General features: G+C 69.6%; 17 protein-coding genes. 13 read left to right on the forward strand and 4 right to left on the reverse strand.

The genetic code is table 11. From position 1 onward, the window contains the following. Nucleotides 1–343 precede the first annotated feature (343 nt). From ACFPIJ_RS57940 to ACFPIJ_RS57950, 3 genes are all read right to left on the reverse strand, one after another. Nucleotides 344–1,018, reverse strand: coding sequence for an HAD family hydrolase (locus tag ACFPIJ_RS57940; RefSeq protein WP_380128145.1), 675 nt, complete (start codon nucleotides 1,016–1,018; stop codon nucleotides 344–346). 212 nt (nucleotides 1,019–1,230) lie between these two features. Further along, on the reverse strand, nucleotides 1,231–1,902 hold the full coding sequence (locus tag ACFPIJ_RS57945) for a 2'-5' RNA ligase family protein (protein WP_380128123.1): 672 nt from the start codon (nucleotides 1,900–1,902) through the stop codon (nucleotides 1,231–1,233). Continuing rightward, nucleotides 1,899–3,305 (reverse strand): helix-turn-helix domain-containing protein, encoded by a 1,407-nt coding sequence (locus ACFPIJ_RS57950; RefSeq protein WP_380128124.1) that lies wholly within the window; start codon nucleotides 3,303–3,305, stop codon nucleotides 1,899–1,901. Before ACFPIJ_RS57950 ends, ACFPIJ_RS57945 begins: the two co-directional genes overlap by 4 nt. A 665-nt stretch (nucleotides 3,306–3,970) precedes the next feature. Between ACFPIJ_RS57950 and ACFPIJ_RS57955 the strand changes: the two genes are divergently transcribed. The 13 genes from ACFPIJ_RS57955 (at nucleotide 3,971) to ACFPIJ_RS58015 (ending at nucleotide 19,297) form a co-directional block, all read left to right on the forward strand. Next, nucleotides 3,971–4,504 carry a hypothetical protein gene (locus ACFPIJ_RS57955; protein ID WP_380128125.1) on the forward strand — a complete coding sequence of 178 codons (534 nt, stop codon included), beginning with the start codon at nucleotides 3,971–3,973 and terminating at the stop codon, nucleotides 4,502–4,504. Beyond that, the gene (locus ACFPIJ_RS57960; RefSeq protein WP_380128126.1) at nucleotides 4,486–5,958 is read left to right on the forward strand and encodes an APC family permease; all 1,473 of its coding nucleotides are present in this window, start codon (nucleotides 4,486–4,488) and stop codon (nucleotides 5,956–5,958) included. The genes ACFPIJ_RS57955 and ACFPIJ_RS57960 overlap by 19 nt, the downstream gene beginning before the upstream one ends. Before the next feature lie 436 nt (nucleotides 5,959–6,394). Next, nucleotides 6,395–7,255: a hypothetical protein gene (locus ACFPIJ_RS57965; RefSeq protein ID WP_380128127.1), complete on the forward strand. Its 861-nt coding sequence runs from the start codon at nucleotides 6,395–6,397 to the stop codon at nucleotides 7,253–7,255. Continuing rightward, nucleotides 7,255–8,499 (forward strand): aminotransferase class V-fold PLP-dependent enzyme, encoded by a 1,245-nt coding sequence (locus tag ACFPIJ_RS57970; protein WP_380128146.1) that lies wholly within the window; start codon nucleotides 7,255–7,257, stop codon nucleotides 8,497–8,499. The genes ACFPIJ_RS57965 and ACFPIJ_RS57970 overlap by 1 nt, the downstream gene beginning before the upstream one ends. Continuing rightward, nucleotides 8,493–9,143: a hypothetical protein gene (locus ACFPIJ_RS57975; protein ID WP_380128128.1), complete on the forward strand. Its 651-nt coding sequence runs from the start codon at nucleotides 8,493–8,495 to the stop codon at nucleotides 9,141–9,143. The genes ACFPIJ_RS57970 and ACFPIJ_RS57975 overlap by 7 nt, the downstream gene beginning before the upstream one ends. Before the next feature lie 31 nt (nucleotides 9,144–9,174). Then, nucleotides 9,175–9,747, forward strand: a complete 573-nt coding sequence (locus ACFPIJ_RS57980; protein ID WP_380128129.1) for a hypothetical protein — start codon at nucleotides 9,175–9,177, stop codon at nucleotides 9,745–9,747. A 229-nt stretch (nucleotides 9,748–9,976) separates the two neighbouring features. After that, the gene (locus ACFPIJ_RS57985; RefSeq protein WP_380128130.1) at nucleotides 9,977–11,305 is read left to right on the forward strand and encodes a class I adenylate-forming enzyme family protein; all 1,329 of its coding nucleotides are present in this window, start codon (nucleotides 9,977–9,979) and stop codon (nucleotides 11,303–11,305) included. Between the two features lie 454 nt (nucleotides 11,306–11,759). Next, entirely contained in the window at nucleotides 11,760–12,551 is a 792-nt protein-coding gene (locus ACFPIJ_RS57990) for a hypothetical protein (protein ID WP_380128131.1), read from the forward strand. Nucleotides 12,552–12,858: 307 nt separating this feature from the next. After that, a complete protein-coding gene (locus ACFPIJ_RS57995; RefSeq protein WP_380128132.1) occupies nucleotides 12,859–15,303 on the forward strand; it encodes a hypothetical protein in 2,445 nt (814 codons plus the stop codon). Then, nucleotides 15,300–16,220, forward strand: coding sequence for a hypothetical protein (locus ACFPIJ_RS58000; RefSeq protein ID WP_380128133.1), 921 nt, complete (start codon nucleotides 15,300–15,302; stop codon nucleotides 16,218–16,220). Before ACFPIJ_RS57995 ends, ACFPIJ_RS58000 begins: the two co-directional genes overlap by 4 nt. A 65-nt stretch (nucleotides 16,221–16,285) precedes the next feature. Beyond that, nucleotides 16,286–17,098 carry an SAM-dependent methyltransferase gene (locus tag ACFPIJ_RS58005; RefSeq protein WP_380128134.1) on the forward strand — a complete coding sequence of 271 codons (813 nt, stop codon included), beginning with the start codon at nucleotides 16,286–16,288 and terminating at the stop codon, nucleotides 17,096–17,098. A 213-nt stretch (nucleotides 17,099–17,311) separates the two neighbouring features. Continuing rightward, nucleotides 17,312–18,649, forward strand: coding sequence for a hypothetical protein (locus ACFPIJ_RS58010; RefSeq protein WP_380128135.1), 1,338 nt, complete (start codon nucleotides 17,312–17,314; stop codon nucleotides 18,647–18,649). A gap of 306 nt (nucleotides 18,650–18,955) precedes the next feature. Then, nucleotides 18,956–19,297 (forward strand): hypothetical protein, encoded by a 342-nt coding sequence (locus tag ACFPIJ_RS58015; RefSeq protein WP_380128136.1) that lies wholly within the window; start codon nucleotides 18,956–18,958, stop codon nucleotides 19,295–19,297. Nucleotides 19,298–19,555: 258 nt separating this feature from the next. Here ACFPIJ_RS58015 and ACFPIJ_RS58020 read toward each other — a convergent pair whose 3' ends face one another. Continuing rightward, complete coding sequence (locus tag ACFPIJ_RS58020) at nucleotides 19,556–20,203, reverse strand: hypothetical protein (RefSeq protein WP_380128137.1); 648 nt, start codon at nucleotides 20,201–20,203, stop codon at nucleotides 19,556–19,558. Between the last annotated feature and the right edge of the window lie 17 nt (nucleotides 20,204–20,220).

The raw sequence follows: 20,220 nt of genomic DNA on the forward strand, positions 1-20,220 counted from the left end.
GCAGCGCCACCTCACGGCCGGTGGGCAACGTGAAGGGCGTTGTACACCGCACGGGTCGATGGTGCTGGCACAAGGACCGCGTTTCGCTCAGCTCTTCTGAGCCTGCGACACCGGTCGGATCACCGCATTTGCCTGGTTCCCATTCATCATCGCCCGCTTGCGGCAGATGGCTATGCCAGCCTACGCATGATCGACATACGCGTCGCGTATGAAGGCTGGAACGAGAATTCCTCAAGCCCGAGGGGCACCACCGCGACGGTGTCCGCGACTCGGCCGAGCTGTCGGCGAGGTTACCGTCCATGCCAAGGCACGCCACTTGGGAAGAGGGCGGCGAGGCCTGCGCCTACCGGCTGGCGATGTCTTTCAGCCGCATGGGCAGCTCGGCGAGGGAGTCGATACGGATGTGCGCCTGCTCGACCTCTGACTGGTTGGCGTAGAAGTACCCCCACGGGCCGCGACGGATGAACACCGTCGTGAGGCCAGCCTGCCGTGCCGGAAGGATGTCGTTGTCGAGGCGGTCACCGACGTAAACAATCTCGGCGGCTGGGCAGCCGGCCGACGCGATCAGCGCGTCGAAGAACGCCGCGGAGGGCTTCTCAGCGCCCCAGTCATCTGAGGTGGCGATCAGATCGACGTCGAGGTTGAGCTCGTGCAGCAGCCGCCCCGCGCGCGCTGTCTGGTTGCCGGCGACACCGACGAAGTACCCGGCCGCTCGCAGGCCAGTCAGGCACGCACGGACATCCGGGTAGAGGTCCCGGCCGTTGAAGTGCTCTGCGAGGCCGGTTTCAGCACGGCGGCGACGCTCGGCGGCGAGGTCGAAGCCGGGCTGGAAATGCTGGAAGACCTCGCGGTAGTCACGGCCTTGGGCGATGACCTGCCCGAAGACGGCGGAGAACGTGTGCCGAGGAACGCCGAGCCAATCCGCCCACGTTCCGTACTCGGTCGCCTCGTCGATCAGGGTCTCGCCGACATCGAAGTACACGGCGCGGATCGGGTTGGGCTGAACACGGCTCGTCATGAAGTCAGCGCACCCAATCGCTCGTCGAAGACCTGAACGGCCGGTGAGTATCCCACGGACGCAGCTGCTCACGCAGGGCGTGCAGACGCTCGGCGCCGGTCGCGTCGCTGGCACGCAAGAGCGCGGTGACATCTTCGCTGTCCACCGCGCACGCCAGGCGACCATTAACAACTCGGATCCCGACGACCGCTGGCACGCGAACCCCGCGAACGTTAGGCACAGGCGCCGAGCGGCGCCGTGTGGACGGTCTCCCACACGTAGGCCCGGTCGGCGCGCCGAAGCGTGATGAGCTGTACCGCGGCAATGCGGACGATGGCGGGTTCACGCTCGCGGAGCGGTTCGATGGCCGTGATCGCATCGTTCGGTGGCACGTCAGCGCCGCTGTACGCCACGGTCACGTGGGGCCTGAATCCGTCTGCGGGCTCGGGCACGACAGGCCACACCTGCGCGATACCGGAGCGGATCGCTGAGCGCAGATCGATGACGGGTGCCCACGGCTGGATCAGCAGGCCGATGCCTTCCGCGTCCGGGTCGAGTGGCCCGAGAGACAGGTCGAATGGTCGAAGGCGCGCGCACTGCTCGGTGACGCCCTTGATGATGGCCGCGAGATCGCCGTCGGACACCTCGTCGGTGAAGCCGACGCCTTGAGCGGTGAGGTGTAGACCTTCAAGCGGAACGAGATCGAGGCCGGGCCGGCGGAGGTGACGCTGAACGTCGGACACGAGCTGTTCCAGAGCGGTCTGGCCGGCGAAGGTGATGTGCCAGGTGTAGAACCGTCGCTCGGGGCTCCAACCTGGCCGCCAATACCAGTGATTGCGCAATGCCGGAAGGTTCCGGTAGGCGCGCCAGCGTGTGTCGAGGCTTTCCCGCTCAGCAGTCGTCATGGCGTAGATGGTATGGCCGACACCGCTCTCGGGCTTCGTTGCTCAAGAAGGCCAGTCACCTGCCGGACGGCAGCGTGTCCGGACCACTGTTTCGCCGTTGCCAGAAACTCGCTGGCGCGTAGCGTCACAGATTCGAAGGCATGATCGGCCGTCAAGGTCAACGCCTCGACGGCGTTCGCGCACGCATACTCGAGGTCGACATCCCTCGCGGGGCGTTGAAGCTCCGCGGTCGCCAGGTCGAGCCGGCTGAGCGCACGGGGACCGTGGAGTTCGGCACGATCGAACGCGGCCAGGGAGTGATGCGCATGGGCCTTGGCCTCCGCATGCCGTCCAAGCAACAGATACGCCGTGGCTGCGTTGGCCGCACCTCGTGCCTCGCAGTACGTATCAAGAGAGAGGCTCGGACTGACGGTGCTGTCAGCGCTGGGCAATGCAGCGAGTCCATGCTCAACAGCAACGTCAACTCCCCGGCTATCGCCGAGCCGGGCAAGAGCACGGGCCTGACCATTGATCGCGAGGCGGACAGCTTGCGGACCATAGGGCGAACGAGCTAGACCATCACGGGCGAAGGCGAGCGCATCGTCATACTTCCCGGAGTAGTACGCGATGAGACTCTGACCCGCCCGCACCCACGCCTGCACGTCAGGCTGTCGGATCGCCTCGGCAAACGCAAACGCCTCTGCACCGTAGTGGCTAGCGACCGTGAACCGACCCACGTCCATCGCAATGACGCCGTGAACGCCAGAGAGGCGTGCCGCAGCCGCATACAGTCGCTCACGCTGCCGCGGGAGCTGCCGCTCCTCCAACAAGCTCAGCGCTCTCGCACGAAGGTTGCGAATTCGTGGCGCCAATTCCAGTGGCGAGTGTTGTTCGTAAACCGCGACGATGTGGCAAATCTCTGCTTCGATGTGTGTCAGTACGACTTCGTCAATGTTGGTGGCGATCGCTCGACTTCGTCGACGCTCAATCACCTCGATCGAATCGAATATCGGGGTGTCTGGCTGGCTGTCGATCTGGTGGTGATTGTTGGTGGGGCCGTTGGGGTCGGTGGGGTCGTGTGGTTGATCACCGTCAGGGCGGCCTAGGGACGGGGTCGGGCTTGGGATGTCGAACCAGCGTAGTGCTGGCGGCATGTGCAGCAGGTCGGCCCAGAAGGCGAGTCGGTCGAGGTGGCGTTCGGGTCGGCCGCGTTCGAGTCGGCTGATCTGTGCCTGAGTGAGGCCGGCCCAGGCCGCCATGGTGTCCTGGGCGATGGCCCGGCCGTGGTGGGGGTGGCGGCGGTAGGCGGCGATGAGCTTGCCCATGTGTCGTGCCTCGGCGGCGGCGCGGATGTCGAAGTGGTCCCAGAACGGCGCGGGGAGCGTCGGCGGCTGCTGGCGCAGCTCGGTGGCGGCGGCGCACATGCTGCACCAGGGTCCGCGGTTGTCTCGCGCGAGCGGGGTGCTGCATTGCGCGCACCGGTGCGGTTCCGGTGAGGTCATGCGGTCGACTCCCGTCTGTGTCGAGGTCAGCGGTACGTCAATGGAGCATAGACGGCATATACACGCTGTGGATACGCGCCATACCCGAACCGTCGCAACGGATTCAAGGACGCGTAGGTCTGGCTTTAGCACCCCTGAGGATACGGCAGCCAACGTCTCCATACATGTTGCGCATGTTTGATCATGCGCAAATTTATATAGCTGAACATTTCCGCTGAACGATGATGGAAATGAATTGATCACCGGTGTTCGAACTCGGCGAGGTTCGTGCGCTGATGGTAACTCAGGGACATCTGGTCGCTGTCGCAGCGGTGGCTGAGGCAGCGGCCAGATCCGGATCCACTGCAACATCAAACGCGCTGACTGGACGCGCGTAAGGACGCGCGGAGACGCCGTGCCTGTCGGATCACTCGTCGATCGAACTCATGGGGAGGCTTTCGATGGACGAATCCGCTCGGCAGGTTGCGGTGCTCCGGATGAGCAGTGACTGAGGCGGGCGGGGGTAGTCGGTGTCCACATCACATCGTCGAGGGCCCTGGATGTGTTCAGCGGATCTCACCGCACCCGACTGTGGCAGCGGGAATCGCATGGAGCTGTTGAAGCAGTGCTCGGCGGAGCTCGGATTGAGTCGTCCAGCTGCACACGACAGCTCAGAAGTAACGGTCGAACGTGTCCGGTGCCGCACCGCTGCTCGACAACAGCCGCTCGCGGTATTGGCCGTCGACATCTACCTGGGGAGGTTGCAGATGCGAGCGACGATGCACTCGTCGAGGTTCAAGATTGTGCGCCGTCTGGTTCATCAACTGAACGGGTCGCCACGGCCAGGGTCGGGGGCGTCCGGCTTCGCGGTGCGGATCGACTGGCCTGCCGTCGTTGGCAGGTCGGTCAGCCATGACTTCGTACGGTTCGCCACGACTCTGCCAAAGGCGCAACGCTGCGCGGCGAGCGTGCAGAGGTTCTGGCGGCGTGGTCCATTGCGGCCGCTCGCGGTGACGGTGGCGCCGATGACGTGGTCAGAGTTCCTCTCGCATCGGCAGCCCTGCCCGGCGCTGGACTGTCCGACGGCGGCGCCGCTGTACGGGATGTCGGGAGGTGGGCAGGCATGCGTGCAGCAGGGCTGATCCGTCGACACATCAACGGTTTCAACGCATGGCAGTTCATGGTGGGTGCGACGTCACCGATGGCGGTGCTGGTCGGTGGTGTCGTCAACACGTATGCCACCACGGGAGTGCTCGGTACCCCCCTTGCGTTCTTGATCGTCGGCGGTGCTCTGGCGTTGTTGATGGTCGGCTACCTGGCGATGACGAACCGCGAGGGCAATGCCGCGCCCGCGTACGCGTTCCTGGGGCTGGGTCTCGGCCCGAGCTGGGGGATCGCGGGTGGGGTGCTGATGTTCGCGGCGACGAACGCGATCCAGATCTCGTTGTACGGCCTGTTCGGCGCGACCACTGCCGAGCTGACCGGTGTCGGGCATTGGACGGGCTGGGCGTTGGCGGCGTGGGTGCTGGTGGCGGTGTTCGGGTTGGCGAACTTCTCGCTCGGCAAGGTGTTCATCGCGGTCGTCGGCGTGGCTGAGCTGGTGATGATCGGCGCGGTGATCCTGGCCGCGTTCACGCATCCGCACGACGGGCAGGTCAGCACGGCGCCGATGACGGTCGGGGCGTTGTGGGATCAGCGGGCGATGGTCGGTGGGGTCTTCGCGCTGACTGTGGCTGCGTTCGTGGGGGTGGAGAGCGGGGCGGCGTATGCGGAGGAGGGCCGGACCGACAAGACGATGGTGCACGCGACGGCGGTGACGTTGCTGGTGTTGCCGGTGCTGTACTGCGCGATGGCGTGGGCGTTGCCGGTGTGGACCGGCCCGGACCAGATCGTCGGGGAGGCCCGCAACGCCGGCCACAGCGGGTTTCCGTTCACGATCGTCGCGGCTGGCTACGGCGGCGGGATGGTGGCGTTGGCGCAGCTGCTGATGCTGACCAGCTTCTTCATCTCGGCGTTGTCGTTTCATCAGGTGATCGGCCGGTACGTGCACGCGATCGCCCGGGAGGGGGTGATCCCGGCCTGGCTTGCCGACGTCGGTCGTCTCGGCGGGTGCATGGCGGGGGCGACGGCGCCGGCGTCGCTGCTGCAGAGCGGGATCGCGCTGGCGGTGATTGGTGTCTGTGCGTTGCTGCGGGTGGATCCGATCGGTGGGATGTTCATCTGGTTGTCGTCCGGTGCTGCGGTCGGGGTGCTGGTGACGCTGGTCGGGGTGTCGATCGCGACGGTGTTCTACTTCCGTAAGGGCGGCGGTGGTCGCCGTGATCCGCTGATCGTGCGGACCGCGGGTCCGGTGCTGGGCGCGATCGTCGGCAGCGCCTTGGTGGCGGTGATCGTGGTCAACCAGTCGGCGTTGCTCGGGGTGACGAGCGTCGGGTTGCAGGCGGTGATCCCGCTGCTGGTGCTGGTCACGATTGTGGCCGGGTTCTGGTATGCGCGTCGGGTGCGGCGGTTGTGGCCGGACCGGTATGCCGCGGTCGGGATGGGCCGCCCGGACGAGGTCGTGGTCCCGGATCAGCAGGTGGGTTTCCGTGTCTAATCACCCGCAGCCTTATCCCGGCGATGATCCGACCTCCGCGCAGCAGCCGGCCCGGCGTCAGTTGTATCTCGTCCGGCCCGCCGCCGATCCGGACGCGACCGCCCAGCAGCCGACGATCGGTGGGGCCCGCGGTACCGCGTCGGCCGGTACGGAGCCAGCGTGGTTTCATCCGGCGACCCGCGACGGTGAGCGCCCGGATCGGCATTCCGGCGGGACGGAGCACGGCGCAGCTATGGGCCGAGGTCATGACAGCGGCGAACGTGACGGGACCGGGCAGCTGCCCGCGCGGCGCGGTGACCGAGACGTACGGCCTTACGTCAGCGAGGTGTTGGCATCCCCGCAGCAGTACCCAGGGCCGGTGCCTGGCGGGGGCGTCCCAGTGGGTGCGGCACCCGCGTCTGCCCAGTCTGGTTCTGCTCAGTCTGCGCCCGGTCAGGTGACGCCGGATGAGCAGGTGCCGGAGGGCGAGGTGCCGCCGGGGCCGCAGCTGGTGGGGATGCCGTGGCCGCGGCATCCGTTCGATCTTCGACCTCCTTCGCCGGACCTGGGCGGTGCGGTGCCGCGCCGCCCGGACGGGGAGCTGGACCCGGATGAGCGGCCGGCGGTGGCTGATCTGCGGTGGGCGGTGGTCCGCCGCCTGTCCGACATCACGTCGAACCATGCTGAGGCGGCGTGGCGGCTGCGGTACAGCAAGCCGGTGAGCCCGACGCTGGTGGTGTTGCTGTTCGCGGTGCCGTTCGAATATCAGGGGCTGCTGCGGTTCGCGTTGCGCGCTGACGTGCGGACGTGGCATTTGAGCGAACGGGTCGCTGACCCGGCGGCGGTGCTGCGGGAAATGGCGCTGCTCGTGTACCGCGGCTGGCGAAAGCAGGGCCCGGCGTTCGATGTGCGGGCGGCGTTGACGAACCAGGTCGATGAGGGGTGGACGGAGCAGGATCTGCGGCGACGGCCGGAGTTCCTGGGGGTGGCGCTGTCGACGTTGGACACCAGTGTCTACGGGCCGTGGAAGCGGCTGCAGGGCCGGATTGGTTCCGGCGACGACGTGCCCAGCGAGGTTCTGATCCAGTTCACCGACGGCGGCCGGATCAGGGTCATGCGACACGCCGGCAAGGAGTATCACCGCATCGAACGGCAGGCCAGCACGTCGCTCAATCCCGACGGCCGTCCGCCGTATCTGCCGTGGGAGTCCAAGCTTGCGCTGAACGACATCTGGCCCACCGACCCGACCGCGTACGTGTGGCATTTCCTGGCCGAGCTGACCCGGACCGTCTACTGGGGGTGGCCGGCGTGGCGCTGATGACTGCCGGGCCGCTGACCCTCGCCGACGTGCGGGGCCTGCACCGCAGGTGGCTAGCCGGGGCCGAGTTCGACATCGGCTACCCGAACGCCGTCGACTTCGACGTCTCGACGCTGTTGCGCCTGTTCGACGTCACCCTCAACAATGTTGGGCACCCGTTCGCGCCGACCACCGGGTTCTCCGGGCACACCCTGGGATTGGAGCAACAGCTCATCCGGGAGCTCGGCGCCATGTTCCGGTGCCCGCCCGAGCTGGTGACCGGGTTCGTGACCAGTGGCAGCACTGAGGCGGTGAAGGCCGCGCTGCTGCAGGCCCGCCGCCGGTTCCGCCGCCGGGTCGTCGTGTACGCGTCGGCTGCGGCGCATACCTGTGTGGCGAAGGTCGCGGACGAGCTGTGCATGCGACTGCAGCTGGTTCCGGCCGGCCTGGACGGGGTGATGGACGTCGCTGCGCTCACCGAACTGGTGGCGCAGCGTCCGGCAGGTGCGGCGGTCGTGGTGGTGGCGACTATTGGGACCACCATGGTCGAGGCCGTTGATGACGTCCCGGCCGTCCACGCCGCGCTCGATGCTGCCGGCGTCCGCGTGGACCGGCGGTGGGTGCATGCCGACGCTGCCCTGGCCGGCGTTCCCCTGGCCATGCTGGACCCAGCCGATCGGCCGGGGTTCGACTTCGCCGACGGTGCCGACAGCCTCAACATCTCCGGCCACAAGTACCTCGGCGTCCCCACGCCGTGCGGCGTTGTGCTGCTGCGCACCGACCGGTGCCCGGCCGCGGACGAGACACCCACCTACACCGGCGCCCCGGACCTGACCCCGGCTGGGTCACGGTCTGGGCACACCCCGCTGCTCATGCAAGCCGCTCTACGCGGCTTCGGCATCACCGGGCTGCGCGAACGGGCCGCTACCTGCCGACGTAACGCGGCCGCGCTGGTGGAGCTGTTCACGGCGGCGGACGTGCCCGCCTGGCGGCATCCGCTCGGTTTCACCGTGGTCCTGCCGGCACCGTCGGAGCAGCTGCGGGCGCGCTGGCCGTTGCCGGCGCCGGACGACGGCTGGACGCATGTCATCTGCATGCCCGGCAAACGATTCAAGGTCTACCAGCGCTTCGCCAGTGAGTACCTGACCGATCGCCGCAACACCACCAACCGGCACCAGTCCGACCAGCACGCACCCGATCAATGCTCGTCTGACCCAAACCCAAACCCTGACGCCGACCAGCTTGAGGACGCGATCGCATGCTGACCCTGCGAGCACCTACCCGGATCCTGGACAAGGTTGATGCTGTCCGCGCGCCCGCCGATGCGGTCGGCGCGACGCTGTTCAGCGTCCGAGCCGGGCAACTCGTTCACGTCGACCCCGCCCGGAACCGTGTCCAGGACCCTGTCCAGGATTCGGTCGAGGACGGCGGGACCGGATGGATGTGCCAGCCTCTGGGCGCCGGTCATGGACGCGGCTGCCGGCTCGTCCTGCACGATGTCGACCTGGCGACCGCGCTCGCCCCGGATCGGCTGACCAGCGACGGGCGCCCGGATCCGGACCGTGACCCGGCCGCGTACCTGGCCGCGTGGTGCAGCCGCGTCTGGCAGCAGCACAGCTCCCATTTTGGGCCGGTGGCCGACCAGCTCGCCGCCGTCGCCCGACCGATACCGGGATCCGGCGGGGCGCCCATCGCGCTCACCGACCGCGACAGTCTCCGCCGGTACGCCCTGCGTGCCCACCGGCATCCGGTCGGGCTACAGAACTCCCTGGCCAAACTGGGACACGCGGGCTTGGTGATGGCAACGACCGTCGAGGGCGTTGCCGCAGTCGCCCTCACCTTCGGGCTTCGTGTTCACCGCCCCGAGACGCAGCACGCCGACCTGGTCGCCGCGGTGATCGGGTCATGACCAGCGGGCAGTGCGCGCGACGGTCACTCGTGTGGGCGAGGCGCGGATGAGTGCCGTACGCGGTGCCCCGAATGAGGACGTGCAGCGGCTCCGCGCCCCGGTGCTAGCCCCGGTGCTAGGTGTGCTGCCCGGGCCGGATGAGGAGCCCGTGTCAACGGCCGACCTCGGCACAGCCCTGCAGCTGACCCCGTACGAGGTGCGCCTCGGCAGCTCGGCGGCCAGAACCCGGGCCTGTATCGCCCGACTTGCCGTGACCGCCAACTGGGAACCCTCTTCCGGTGCGCAACGCCGTCTGACCGTCGTCGCTGGCGTCGCTGGCGTCGCTGCGGTGCTCACGGTGCTGCTGTTCGCGGCGCTGATCACGCTGTGGCGCGCCGATGACGACATCTGGCCGTCGGGCCTTTCCACGTACCTCAGGGCGGCGGTCCACGGCAGCCCACTGGCAGGTGTCCTGGATCGTGGAGCTTGGCAACGTGGTTGGCCTGTCACTGTCGCGGCGAACACGTGGCGGTCCGTGTGGCCAGCCGTGTGGCCGGCGCTTCGGCCATCGGTGTGGCCATCGGTGTGGCCGGCCGTGGTGCACGACTTGGCGGCCGGCCGATGACCGCCATCGGCCGCGGAACGCGCGTTGCTGTGCCGTGTGTCGGTCTATGGCTGGGCGCGCCGGCATTGCAGCTGAGCGCTCTGCTCACGTACGCCTACGACAGGTCTTGTGGCCGCATCGCTGCATCGGCAGATCCCCTTCCGGACCTGTCTGCCGCGGCACCGGCTGTCGTCGCCCCGTCCGGCACCACGCCGCTTACCCGTGCTGGGAGCCGGTCGTGATCAATGCGATGAGCAGCACATCGTTCGCAGCGGCAGCGGCGTCGACGACCGTCCAGGACATCCTTGCCCGCTTGCGCGATCTCGCCGTCCTCGACGGCGATCGGCTCGCGGTCATCGACGCGCACCGGGTCGTGACGTTCGCCGAACTGTGGCATGCAGGCTATGAGTACGTCACACAGTACCGATCCGACCGGACGGTACGTCCGGTGCCGGCCCGGCCCTATGCCGCGACGATCACGACGGCCCTCGGCATCTGGCTCGCCGGCGGTATCCCGATGCCGGTTCCGGCTGCCACCCGCATGACGATGCTCGACCCGCTGGTGCTTCAGGTCGACAAGATTGGGCACTGGTGCCAGCCGTGGCGGGCGCACCTGCACACCGAACCCGGCGGCCAGCGGCTCTATGTTGCCGGCGGCGAACCACCAACGAACCCCCGCGTCGGCGACGCGCTCGGCCTTGCCGCCGGTGGCACCGCGCTGCTGTGCGCGCCCCTGTCGGCTGCGGCGGTGTTCGACACTGCGGTGCGGCAGCTGATGCTCGGCGGGACGGTCGTGCTGCGGCCGCAGTTCAGCCCGCAGGACTGGCTGGCCACCGTCGTGGAGACCGGCGCAGACTGGGCCGTCCTCGCTCCCGGGCAGATGGTGGGTTTGATCCAGCAGCAGGAGGATCTGCCTGGCTGGCTCGATGTCGCCGTCCGCACCCTGCACCGGATCGTCGTGCCCGCGGCGGTCCCGGCGATCAACGTCGGCTACCTCGCCGCGCTCACCGCGCACACCGGCGCCGCCGTCACCACCTGGTATCACGCCCCGGTCTACGACGGCGCGCTCAGCACACCCGGCGGGGACCCGGCCACGCTGACCCCGCTGCCCGGCGTGCTGCTGCGGACCGTCGACCCGGCCGGCCAGCCGACGCCGCCTGGCATGGCTGGGCTGATCGAGGCGTCCAGCAGCAGCGGCGCCACCGCGCACCGCGCCGACCAGCCGTGCACACCGGCCGCGCAGTGGCGCACCAGCGGCGACATCGGCACCATCGACGGCGACGGCCGGCTCACGCTGCGCCGCCTGGACCGGGCCCGGCACTACCGAACCTCCGCCGGGCCGGCGGATACGGCGAAGGTCCGCGTGGCCGCGCTGCAGCAGACGCTCAACGCGCACCCTGGCGTCGCCTCCCACGCTGTGCATGTCGTGCCCGACGCCGGCGGTGTACCCCGCGCCCATGTCCGAGTCCGCGCGTCGACCGCGTCGCTGACCTCGGCGGCCCTCGCCCGGCACTGCGCCGCCCTGGACACCCCATGCCCGGCCGAGCACATCACCATCACCAGCAGCGGTGAGCTATGACGCCGATGACCCGACCCGGCGCCTGCCGGACACCTGCCGCCGCTGAGGCCGGCGGCAGCCGATCGAGCTGTGTACGCCACCAGCAAGGGCCCGACGACGGGTCCCTCGCCGCCAGCACGCTGCCGCCGCCCGGCGCCACCGGGTTCGAGGACACCTTCATCCGTGTGCTGCACGCTCTTGCCGGCACACCCACTGGCGCCGCTGCGCTGCTGCCGCTGGACGTGAGCGGCTGTGACGGCCGGTGCGCCGTTCCGGCGTTCTACGACCACGCGACCGGAGCCTGGCGGCACTTCAGCAACCTCAGCCGCTGTCACCGTCCAACCACCACACCTCCCGGAAGCGACTGCCACCGATGACGCAGCAACGCTCAACCCGCGACAGCGCGGGCGGCGCACCGCCCGGCAGCCCCGCGGTAGACGGCCCGCCGACACTGACGTCAGTCACCATCGACTGGATGACGGCGGTCTGCATCGCCGCGGACCTGGCCGAGCACGGCGGCGACGACGCCTACGTCGTCGAGTTGCTCGCCGGCCCGCTCGGCGGCGTCGACCCGGCCACTGCATGCCCGGATCACCTGCTGATCAGAGCAGCCGTCCTGTACGCCCGTGCTGTCGACCCGGCACCCGACCCGGCGCCCGTGGCTACCTCAGGGGCGTCGTCCGGCCCGGTGGCGGATGATGTCGCGTGGGCCCGCTACGCCTACCGGGCGGCCCGCGCCCTGTACGGCATCGACCATTCGACGGCCCTTGAGGCGACCGAGACGCTCGCGCTGGTCCTGGCCAGCCGTGACCAGCACAGCGAGGCATACGCGTTGCGGCGCGACGTGATCCAGTTGCATCTGGACCGTGGTGACGTCGACGCTCACCTGGAAGCCCGGATCACCCTCGCCGCGCACCTGCACGACATGGGCCGGTGCGGTGAAGCGATCCGGGACGCCATCGCCGCCTGGCAGCAGTGGAGCACCCGCCACGACCCGGCCGACCCGGTGTCGGAGCCGATGGCGTTGCACGTCGCGAGCATGCTGCTCGCGTGCGGCCGGACCGACGAAGCCGTCGCAGTCATCGACGCCGCCGACCTGCACCTCGGCGCCGACACTGACGCCGCCGGTGCGGTGAGCGGTGCCCGGGACGAGTTCCTGGCCATGTTCGCCGCGAGCCAGATCGTGCACCGGGTGGTCTGTGCCCGCCGCCTCAACCACGCCCTCATCGCAGCCGCAGCTGCTGTCGGCGACGATCGGGGCGCCTGATGACCCATTGCCAGCCAACCCTCACCAGCCGAGCACTCAGACAGGAACCGAGGCAGGAAGCTGGGCGGACACGCAGGCGCTCGTATCGCGGCGTCGGCCGCCCCGGCAGGGTCGTCCGTTCCACCATCGACAGTCGTCCGGCGCGCCGGATCGAAGCAGACGCCGGCCGCAGTCCCCGGAGTCACCGCACCGTATGGCGCGACGACGTCCCTACCACGGTCGGGCGGCCGGTTGGGCTCGCTGGGGTGCAGTGTGTCGGGTCGGTCCTGCCGACGGGTCAGGCGGTGACCGGGCGATGAAGGTGCGGATGCCTCGGTTGACGCGCCGGGCGACGGTGAAACGCGCCGCGGCACTGCTCAATGAGGGCCACGCTGATGAGGCACGGGCGTTGCTGGTGCGCGTGCTCGGTCACCGTGACGCCGCCACGACCCGCCCGGACGAAGTTCTGTTCGACGCCGCCGTGCTGTACGTCGACGCTGTTGACGCCGACCTTGCCGCCGTCCCGTCCGCGATCGCGTGGGCTCGATACGCGCACCGGACGGCGCAGCAGTTGCACGACGGTGACCTGGAGATCCTGCAGGACGCCGCACAGATCCTTACCGTCGCCTTGAACGCCCTTCCGGCACCGACAGAGGCGTTCAACCAAGCGTGCCGGGAGGTGATCCACTACGCCCGCCAGCGCGGCGACCTGGCCACCGCTGTGCGGACACAGGGCGCGCTCGCCTCGTCGCTGCATGCCTCCGGCCAGTGCGCGGCGGCGGCAGCAGAAGCGGTCGCCGCGGCGCACATGTGCCCACGACATCCGGCGCAGGCTGCGTACGAGGCGATGGCATCCGCGTTCGTAATCCTGGACGTCTGCCACCAGCACGAGCAAGCCGCTGAGATCGCCGCCCAGTTCCTGGTCACCGACCTGCCCACCGAGCTGCCGTTCGCCCCGTTGCTGGACATCACGCAAGAGCTCGGCCCGAACCTGCACGCGCACACCGCGCAGTTCCACCACGGCGAGCCATGCCCACTCCCCGGCTGTGCGGTGCCCGCCGACCCCAGCGATGTGCACACCCCGACGAACGGCGATACAGACGCAGCAGCGGCGCAAGCCACGGCCCGAGCCGCGATGGAGGGCGGGGTCGGTTATCCCGCGATCGTGCTGCGGTTGTGTGCGGGGCTGCTGGCAGGGCACGACCCGGTGGACGCGCCGGTCCACGGTCCGCTCGCCGACATCGCCGACCGGTACGCGTGCCTGACCGACCCCGTAGCCGATCTGCAGGCGAGTCCGATGGCGTTGGCGTGGGCCCGGTACGCCCATCGTGTCAGGCTGTCCCTGCTGACCGATGCGGCGCAGATCGAGACGGCGACGGACGTGTACGCCGAGACGCTGCGCCGGCACGGGCACCCGGACGCGGCGGAGACCGCGTGGCGTGACGCCGTCCGGCACGCTGCCGCCCGCGGCGACCCCGAGGGTCTTGACGTCGTCGACGTCTGCCGCGCGAAACTCGCCCAGGTGCTCTACGGCGAAGGCCGCTGCGACGAGAGCCTGGACGAGATCCGTGCCGCGGTGCATGCCTGGCGGGACCGGTACCCGCAGCCGGACGTCGTGGGTATCGGGCTGGCGGTGCAGGCGGCGTTCATGCACGGCGGCTGCCACCGCCACGACGAGGCTGGGCAGTACGGCAGCCGGATCCACGTCGACGTGCTGTCAGACCGTCAGCAACAGCGGTACATCCGCGGGTTGGTCGGTTCCTTCGCCGAGCAAGGGCAGGCGCACACCCGCGCTCACCACGCCGGCGAGCGGTGCGACGACCCGTCATGTCTGATCACCCTGGTCGCCGCATTGCACGGAGCCGACGCGTCGGCCGACGTAACTGACGGCGTGCTTGCCGACGCTGCGGGAGTGTTTGCCGGTGTGCGGGAGGCGGGTGAGGCGGCGCTGGCGTTGTTCGCCGAGCACCGGGACGCCGACGTGTCGCAGCTGCTCGCAGCGTGCCTCGCCGACTTCGACCCGGCGACCGTCGCACCCCACGACGATCTGATCGCTGTCGCCACGATGTATGCCGTCACCACAGCGGCGGGGCCGGACGCCAGCCCGTCGCCGCGGGCGTGGGCGTACTACGCGTACATCAACGATCGGCAACGGTGGCCCGATCGGGTGGGCCGGTGGACCGCCACAGGCCGGACCGCCGCGCGCCGGGCGGACGAGGACGGCTGCCACGACGACGCCATCGAACTCGCCACGCAACTGCTCACCGCCGCACTGGATCATGGCAGGTCGCTCGAGCAGGCTGAGATCCGGCTCGACCTCGCCGACTACCTGCTCAACGTCGGCCGCTGCGCTGTCGGTGTCCACCACGCCCGCATCGCCTGGCCGACCATCCCGCACGATCAGCCACCCGCCGGGGAACGGGAACGGTTCGACCGGCTCCTCACCGGCATCCGCGCCGCCTACCTGCTCGGCGGCTGCCACCAGCACGGCGACGCCGTATCGGTCATGTTCGACGCCCTCGAACGGTACGCCGGCCCAGAACCCACCGGTCCCGGCCGGGCCGATCCGGACCCGCTTGATCCGGACGTCCGCGAGCAGCGCTGGCAGTCCGCTCTCACCGCCTACGGCCAGCGACGGGAAGCGCACCGCGCCGTGCATCGCCACGGCCCCTGCGACGACGACCACGAGGGCGGAACCCTCACCGCCGAGCAGCACACCGCCGACATCGTCGAGCTGATCCACGCTCGCAGGAACCGGGAGATCCGCGCATGACCACCGCCCTGACTCGGATCGCCGTCGCGGCCAGCGTCGGTTTGATGCTGGTACCGGTGGCGGGCCTCACCACCGGCCGGACGACCGCTGCCGACGCTGGCTCCACGCTCGTGCCGACGTGGCGCGGCAGGGCACCGTTCGCGTCGACGGCACCGGCTGGTGGGACACCCCAAGGCGCGTTGCTGGACATCGCCCAGCACGCCCAGCCCGCCGCCAGCGACCGCCATGCCGGCAGCGCCAGCTGCCTGCACCTAAGACGCTGGACCCGCACCCCCGGCCTCCGGGTCATCGAAACGACGTCGATCCTGCTGGTCAACCCAGACGGATCGGGGCTGCTGTGGCAGCAGCGCACCTCCGACCCGGACGCCCTGCCGACTGTCACGCAGTACGCGGCAGGTGACCTGTCCGGCCCGATCGGCGAGCCCATCCCAGCCGACGCGGTCCGCCTCGCCGACGCGGTCACCGCCGCCACCCCTCCCGGCAGCGGATCGGCCCCCGTCGTCGCCGTCCTGCTCGACCTGGTTTCCGTCCGGACCCTCGACCGCGTCCACCGCGCCGCCGTCATCCGGGTCCTGGCGATGCTGCCCGGCGTCGAACTGCTCGGACAGTCGCCACGCCACGACAGCGGCGTCCTGGAGTTCCAGTTCTCCGACGCCAGCGGCAACCCGATCAACGTCGACATCGACCCGGACACCGCCGAGATCCTCGGCTACCAGCTCGGCGGCCACACCAACCTGCAGTCGAGCACGACCACGCTGATCCAGCGGCGGACCCGTTGCGCATGCCCGCCCGCGCCCCAGGCCGGCTTCATGTCTGCGGTGCTTCGCACCGGCGTCCCACCGTCCGCTGGGTGCGTCGTGCCGCCCGGCGGCCCGTACTTCCACCCCGCTGACACAGTGCAAGGACCACGCCCATGACGACACCCATGCCCATACCGCCGTCTCACCGGCCGCCGGACGGCGCCGGAACCAGCACGGGAAACATGACGGGAAGCACCACGTTCGACACCAGCGTCGCGCACCCGGCCCGCCGGTACAACTACTTGCTCGGCGGCAAAGACAACTTCGCGGCCGACCGTGCATCCGCGCACGGGCTGATCGAGGTGTTCCCGGCCGTGCGCACGGCCGCGGTCGAGAACCGGCGGTTCTTGGAGCGGGTCGCGCGTCACCTCGCCGAACAGGCCGGCGTGCGGCAGTTCCTCGACATCGGCACCGGCATCCCCGCCGTACCCAACGTCCACGAGATCGCCCAGGGCATCACCCCGGACGCCCAGGTCGTCTATGTCGACAACGACCCGATCGTCATGACCCACGCCCGGGCCTTGCTCACCAGCAACGCCCTCGGCGCCACCGCCTACGTCGAAGCCGACGTCCGCAACCCCGCCGCGATCCTCCGCAGCCCGGACCTGCGCGCCACCCTCGACTTCACCCAGCCGATCGCGGTGCTGCTCATCGCCGTTCTGCACTTCCTGACCGACGACGACCAGCCGTACGACGCCGTCGCCGAACTTACCGCCGCGATGCCGCGCGGCAGCTTCCTCGCCATCTCCCACACCACGTTCGACCCGCTCCCCGGCGACGTCCGCCGCCGGTTGACCGCCCTCACCGACCCCGCCGCCGGCCACGGCCCGTTCCGACCCCGCACCCACGAGGAGGTGGCCCGTTTCTTCGACGGTGCCGGCCTCCTCGACCCCGGCCTCGTCTCGGTCGTGGACTGGCATCCCGACAACACCGGCGTGCCGCACGCCACGCCCGTCGAGGCCATCAGCTACGCAGGCGTTGCCCGGCTGCCGTAGCCGCAACTTCCGGATCGCACCGACCACGTCGGATCAACCCTGCCAGGCGGCCGAACCCGGTCACCTCTACCAGCCGCACCAGCCAAGGAGTGCCCGTGACGCTCGACCGTGCCCGCAACGCCCGACCCCGCGTCGGCGTGTGGCTGCCGGAGGTGCCGTGAAGAACGAACAACCAACCGGACGCATGCCCAGTACACCGAGCCTGACGCGACCGTGACGGGCGGTGGCAGGCATGCGGCGCCGGAAACGCCGACAACGCTGGTCGACCAGGCCGGTGCGCGACTGGCCGCCTACGACTTCACCGGCGCCTATCAGCTGCTCGTGGAGGTCCGCTCTCTCCTCGAGCACGGCGTCCCCGTCGAGGACGTCGACGCGGTCGACGCCACCCGCATGCTCGCCGACACGCTGCTGGCCATGGGACAGCCCGACCGTGCCGCCGATGTGGTCGCCGAGCTCGCGGCGCGGCCCGGTCTCGGCCCGTACCAGTCAGCCATGCTCACCGTCACCCAGGCGCGGCTGCTCACCGCGCAGGACCGGCTGGACGAGGCAGCAGTCTGCTACCGCCACGTCATCGACCGCAGCACCGGCGGCCGGGAACGGATGCGCTGGCCGGTGCTGCTGGCAACGGCAGGCGCCGCCGCGCTCACCGCCGCCCAGGGGCGGCCGGCGACGGCCGAACCCGCCCTGATCGCGGCCTACACCCGCCTCGCTGAGGAGTACGGCACCAGCCACACCGACGTCGTGCGGGTTGGTGTCGAACTCGTCCGGGTGCGCAAGCAGGCCGGCGGGGACGTTGCCGCTGCGCGGCTCGCGGCCAGGCTGCTACCAGCAGCGACTGCGGGTCTCGGCCGGCACCACCCCTTGGTCGTCGAGCTCGGCGGCTACGTCGATGACCGCACCGTCCAACCCCGCGGCCGTGAGAGGGCACCGGGCGCCGCACCGTCTGTGCAGGCCACGGCATTGCCGGCAGTGCCATCACGCGGGCCGTCCCCGCGTTGCCGGGGCACGGCACGGCGGCGGTCGCTGCCCTACTGGGCGCTCGTCGCCGCTGTCGTATGTCCGGCGGTCGCGGCGGCGACCGCGGCCACGGTGCTCGCCATCACCACATTCTTGCCTGCCCGCACCCCGGGCGCGGCCACACAGCCGACCACACAGCAAGCGACGGTGCCGGTCGTTGCCAGGAGTTTCTGGTCGCCGTCGTACCCCGCGGCAGGTGGCGTGCGGATCGTCCGGGACAGCGGCACCACCATCGACGTCGCCTGGACCGACCCGACCGGCGGCACCCGGCCCACCATCCTGTTCCTGACCAAAGACGACACCCCGCCAGTCGTCGCCGCGACCGTACAGGCCGCCACCACCAGCCATCGGCTCACCGGCCTGGACCGCCGCGCCCGCCGGTACTGCGTCAGCGTCGCCATCGCCTACAGCACAACCACGCTCGCGCGTGCCCCAGACGTCTGCACCAGCAGACAAGCGCCCGCCACCTCGAACACCCGCGCCGGTATCCTGCCGAACTCCACGCCGGCCACATCCACACCGCGAAGCCCGTGAACGCAACTGGCTTGGAGAAGCTGAAGGGCTCCAGGCCACGCTCGTCGCCGCCGAGCAGAAACTCGCAGCGATGGATGCCACCGTTGCGCGTAAGGACGATCAACCTCGGCATGCCTACCAGGCCCTGCCCAGAGTGACTGTGGTGAACTACCCCGCCAGCGGGCCGCCCGACCATTACTGGGTTGCAGGCGCCTACGACGGAGCTCGCCTAGCAAGCAGCATCGGGCAGACAGGGCTGGCGGAGGATTGACGGAACTAAGCCAAAAGCTCCATACTAAGTTCCGTCATTCCGGCGAGAGGAGCACGATGACGAAGATCGAGCAGCTGATCGAGGTGCTGAAGGACCTTTTGAACGCTGCCACTCCCGGGCAGAAGCTTGCATCGGTGGAGGAGCTTCAGGACTCCATCCCGGGTGGTGCCGGTATCGGCACTGTCATCCGCGCCGTTCAGCAAGCTCAGGCGATGGGGCTGCCCATCGTGGCGGTGCGTGGCCAAGACGGAGGGTACTTTCGCGGCCCTTACGAGAATCGGGTCGCGCCGATGGCGGTTACGGATGGCGTCGATGTTGCTGCGCTCCTTGCGCAGGCCCACGAGATCCGTCGTGCTGTTGACGAGCTCATCGCTCACCTAGCGACTGCTGCCGCCTAAGATTCGCGTCTGCCATCGCCTGGAGGCGGGTGACTATCCGGCTCCAGGCGATGATCGGATCGAGAACTCCAGTAGGCATCGATTTCATCGAGGCCAGTGAATCAAATGCCAGAACGGCGGTGAGGTGACCACCGAATCGACGGTGGCCGCAGACATCGCGGCGAGCACATCACGGGCGTCACTGAGGTGCAGCCGGACCGGCCAGCGTGCCGATATTCGAACCCCCGCAGCCCGTCGCCGGCAGTATCGCTGGGGTGCTCATGTTGGCACCGCCCAGCGCTGTGGTGCGAGGAGCAGACACAGCGCGGCGGCAGCCTGCTGCGGGACGACCCCGTTGCCCAGGACCCGCAGGGCGCGGGTGCGGGGCAGCCCGAACTGCGGGTCGGTGACCCACAGCTCGGGCAGGCCCATCAGCCATTCCACGAACGGTGGGGCGAGGACGGGTTTGCTGTGCCGGCCCGGCTGGGACGGGTTCGGCACCGGGCGGCCGATGAGGAGTTCCCAGCGGGCGACGGCAGTGGCGTAGCTGCCCCATCTGCTCTCGTCTGGGGTGCCGAACCCGGACGGCGGGTCGGCCATGTCGGTGGCCATGTCGGTGGGCTCGGTCGGCCGGTCGGGCACACGGACCGCTGCGGAGGGCAGGGTCAGGTCGCCGTGTGAGCCGCGCTGTGCCGGGCAGCCTTTGCTGCCGTCGGTGGCTCGCGGTGTCGGCAGGAGCCGGGCTGCGTCGGTGAGGGTCCGGCCGGGGTGCCCGATGAGAGGGATGGTCCGGCCGGCGGTGGCGTTGGCCGAGGATCGGCTGCCCGCGACCGTGGGGGTGGGCAGCAGCGCACCGTGGGCGAGGCTGTCCAGGCTGGGCCGGACCGCCGCGCCGGGGGATAGGGATTGGTTGGTGCCGTACGGCACGGCGGTCGGGGTGGGGA

The sequence above is a fragment of the Dactylosporangium cerinum genome, from assembly GCF_042653625.1.
GTDB classification, from domain to species: Bacteria; Actinomycetota; Actinomycetes; order Mycobacteriales; family Micromonosporaceae; genus Dactylosporangium; species Dactylosporangium cerinum.

What these genes read in the sequence shown, in the direction of transcription:
- ACFPIJ_RS57940 (WP_380128145.1), bottom strand. Translation starts at nt 1,018, where the DNA reads ATGACGAGCCGTGTTCAGCCCAACCCGATCCGCGCCGTGTACTTCGAT.
- ACFPIJ_RS57945 (WP_380128123.1), bottom strand. Translation starts at nt 1,902, where the DNA reads ATGACGACTGCTGAGCGGGAAAGCCTCGACACACGCTGGCGCGCCTAC.
- ACFPIJ_RS57950 (WP_380128124.1), bottom strand. Translation starts at nt 3,305, where the DNA reads ATGTGCGCCGCCGCCACCGAGCTGCGCCAGCAGCCGCCGACGCTCCCC.
- ACFPIJ_RS57955 (WP_380128125.1), top strand. Translation starts at nt 3,971, where the DNA reads ATGGAGCTGTTGAAGCAGTGCTCGGCGGAGCTCGGATTGAGTCGTCCA.
- ACFPIJ_RS57960 (WP_380128126.1), top strand. Translation starts at nt 4,486, where the DNA reads ATGCGTGCAGCAGGGCTGATCCGTCGACACATCAACGGTTTCAACGCA.
- ACFPIJ_RS57970 (WP_380128146.1), top strand. Translation starts at nt 7,255, where the DNA reads ATGACTGCCGGGCCGCTGACCCTCGCCGACGTGCGGGGCCTGCACCGC.
- ACFPIJ_RS57975 (WP_380128128.1), top strand. Translation starts at nt 8,493, where the DNA reads ATGCTGACCCTGCGAGCACCTACCCGGATCCTGGACAAGGTTGATGCT.
- ACFPIJ_RS57985 (WP_380128130.1), top strand. Translation starts at nt 9,977, where the DNA reads ATGAGCAGCACATCGTTCGCAGCGGCAGCGGCGTCGACGACCGTCCAG.
- ACFPIJ_RS57990 (WP_380128131.1), top strand. Translation starts at nt 11,760, where the DNA reads ATGACGGCGGTCTGCATCGCCGCGGACCTGGCCGAGCACGGCGGCGAC.
- ACFPIJ_RS57995 (WP_380128132.1), top strand. Translation starts at nt 12,859, where the DNA reads ATGCCTCGGTTGACGCGCCGGGCGACGGTGAAACGCGCCGCGGCACTG.
- ACFPIJ_RS58000 (WP_380128133.1), top strand. Translation starts at nt 15,300, where the DNA reads ATGACCACCGCCCTGACTCGGATCGCCGTCGCGGCCAGCGTCGGTTTG.
- ACFPIJ_RS58005 (WP_380128134.1), top strand. Translation starts at nt 16,286, where the DNA reads ATGACGGGAAGCACCACGTTCGACACCAGCGTCGCGCACCCGGCCCGC.
- ACFPIJ_RS58015 (WP_380128136.1), top strand. Translation starts at nt 18,956, where the DNA reads ATGACGAAGATCGAGCAGCTGATCGAGGTGCTGAAGGACCTTTTGAAC.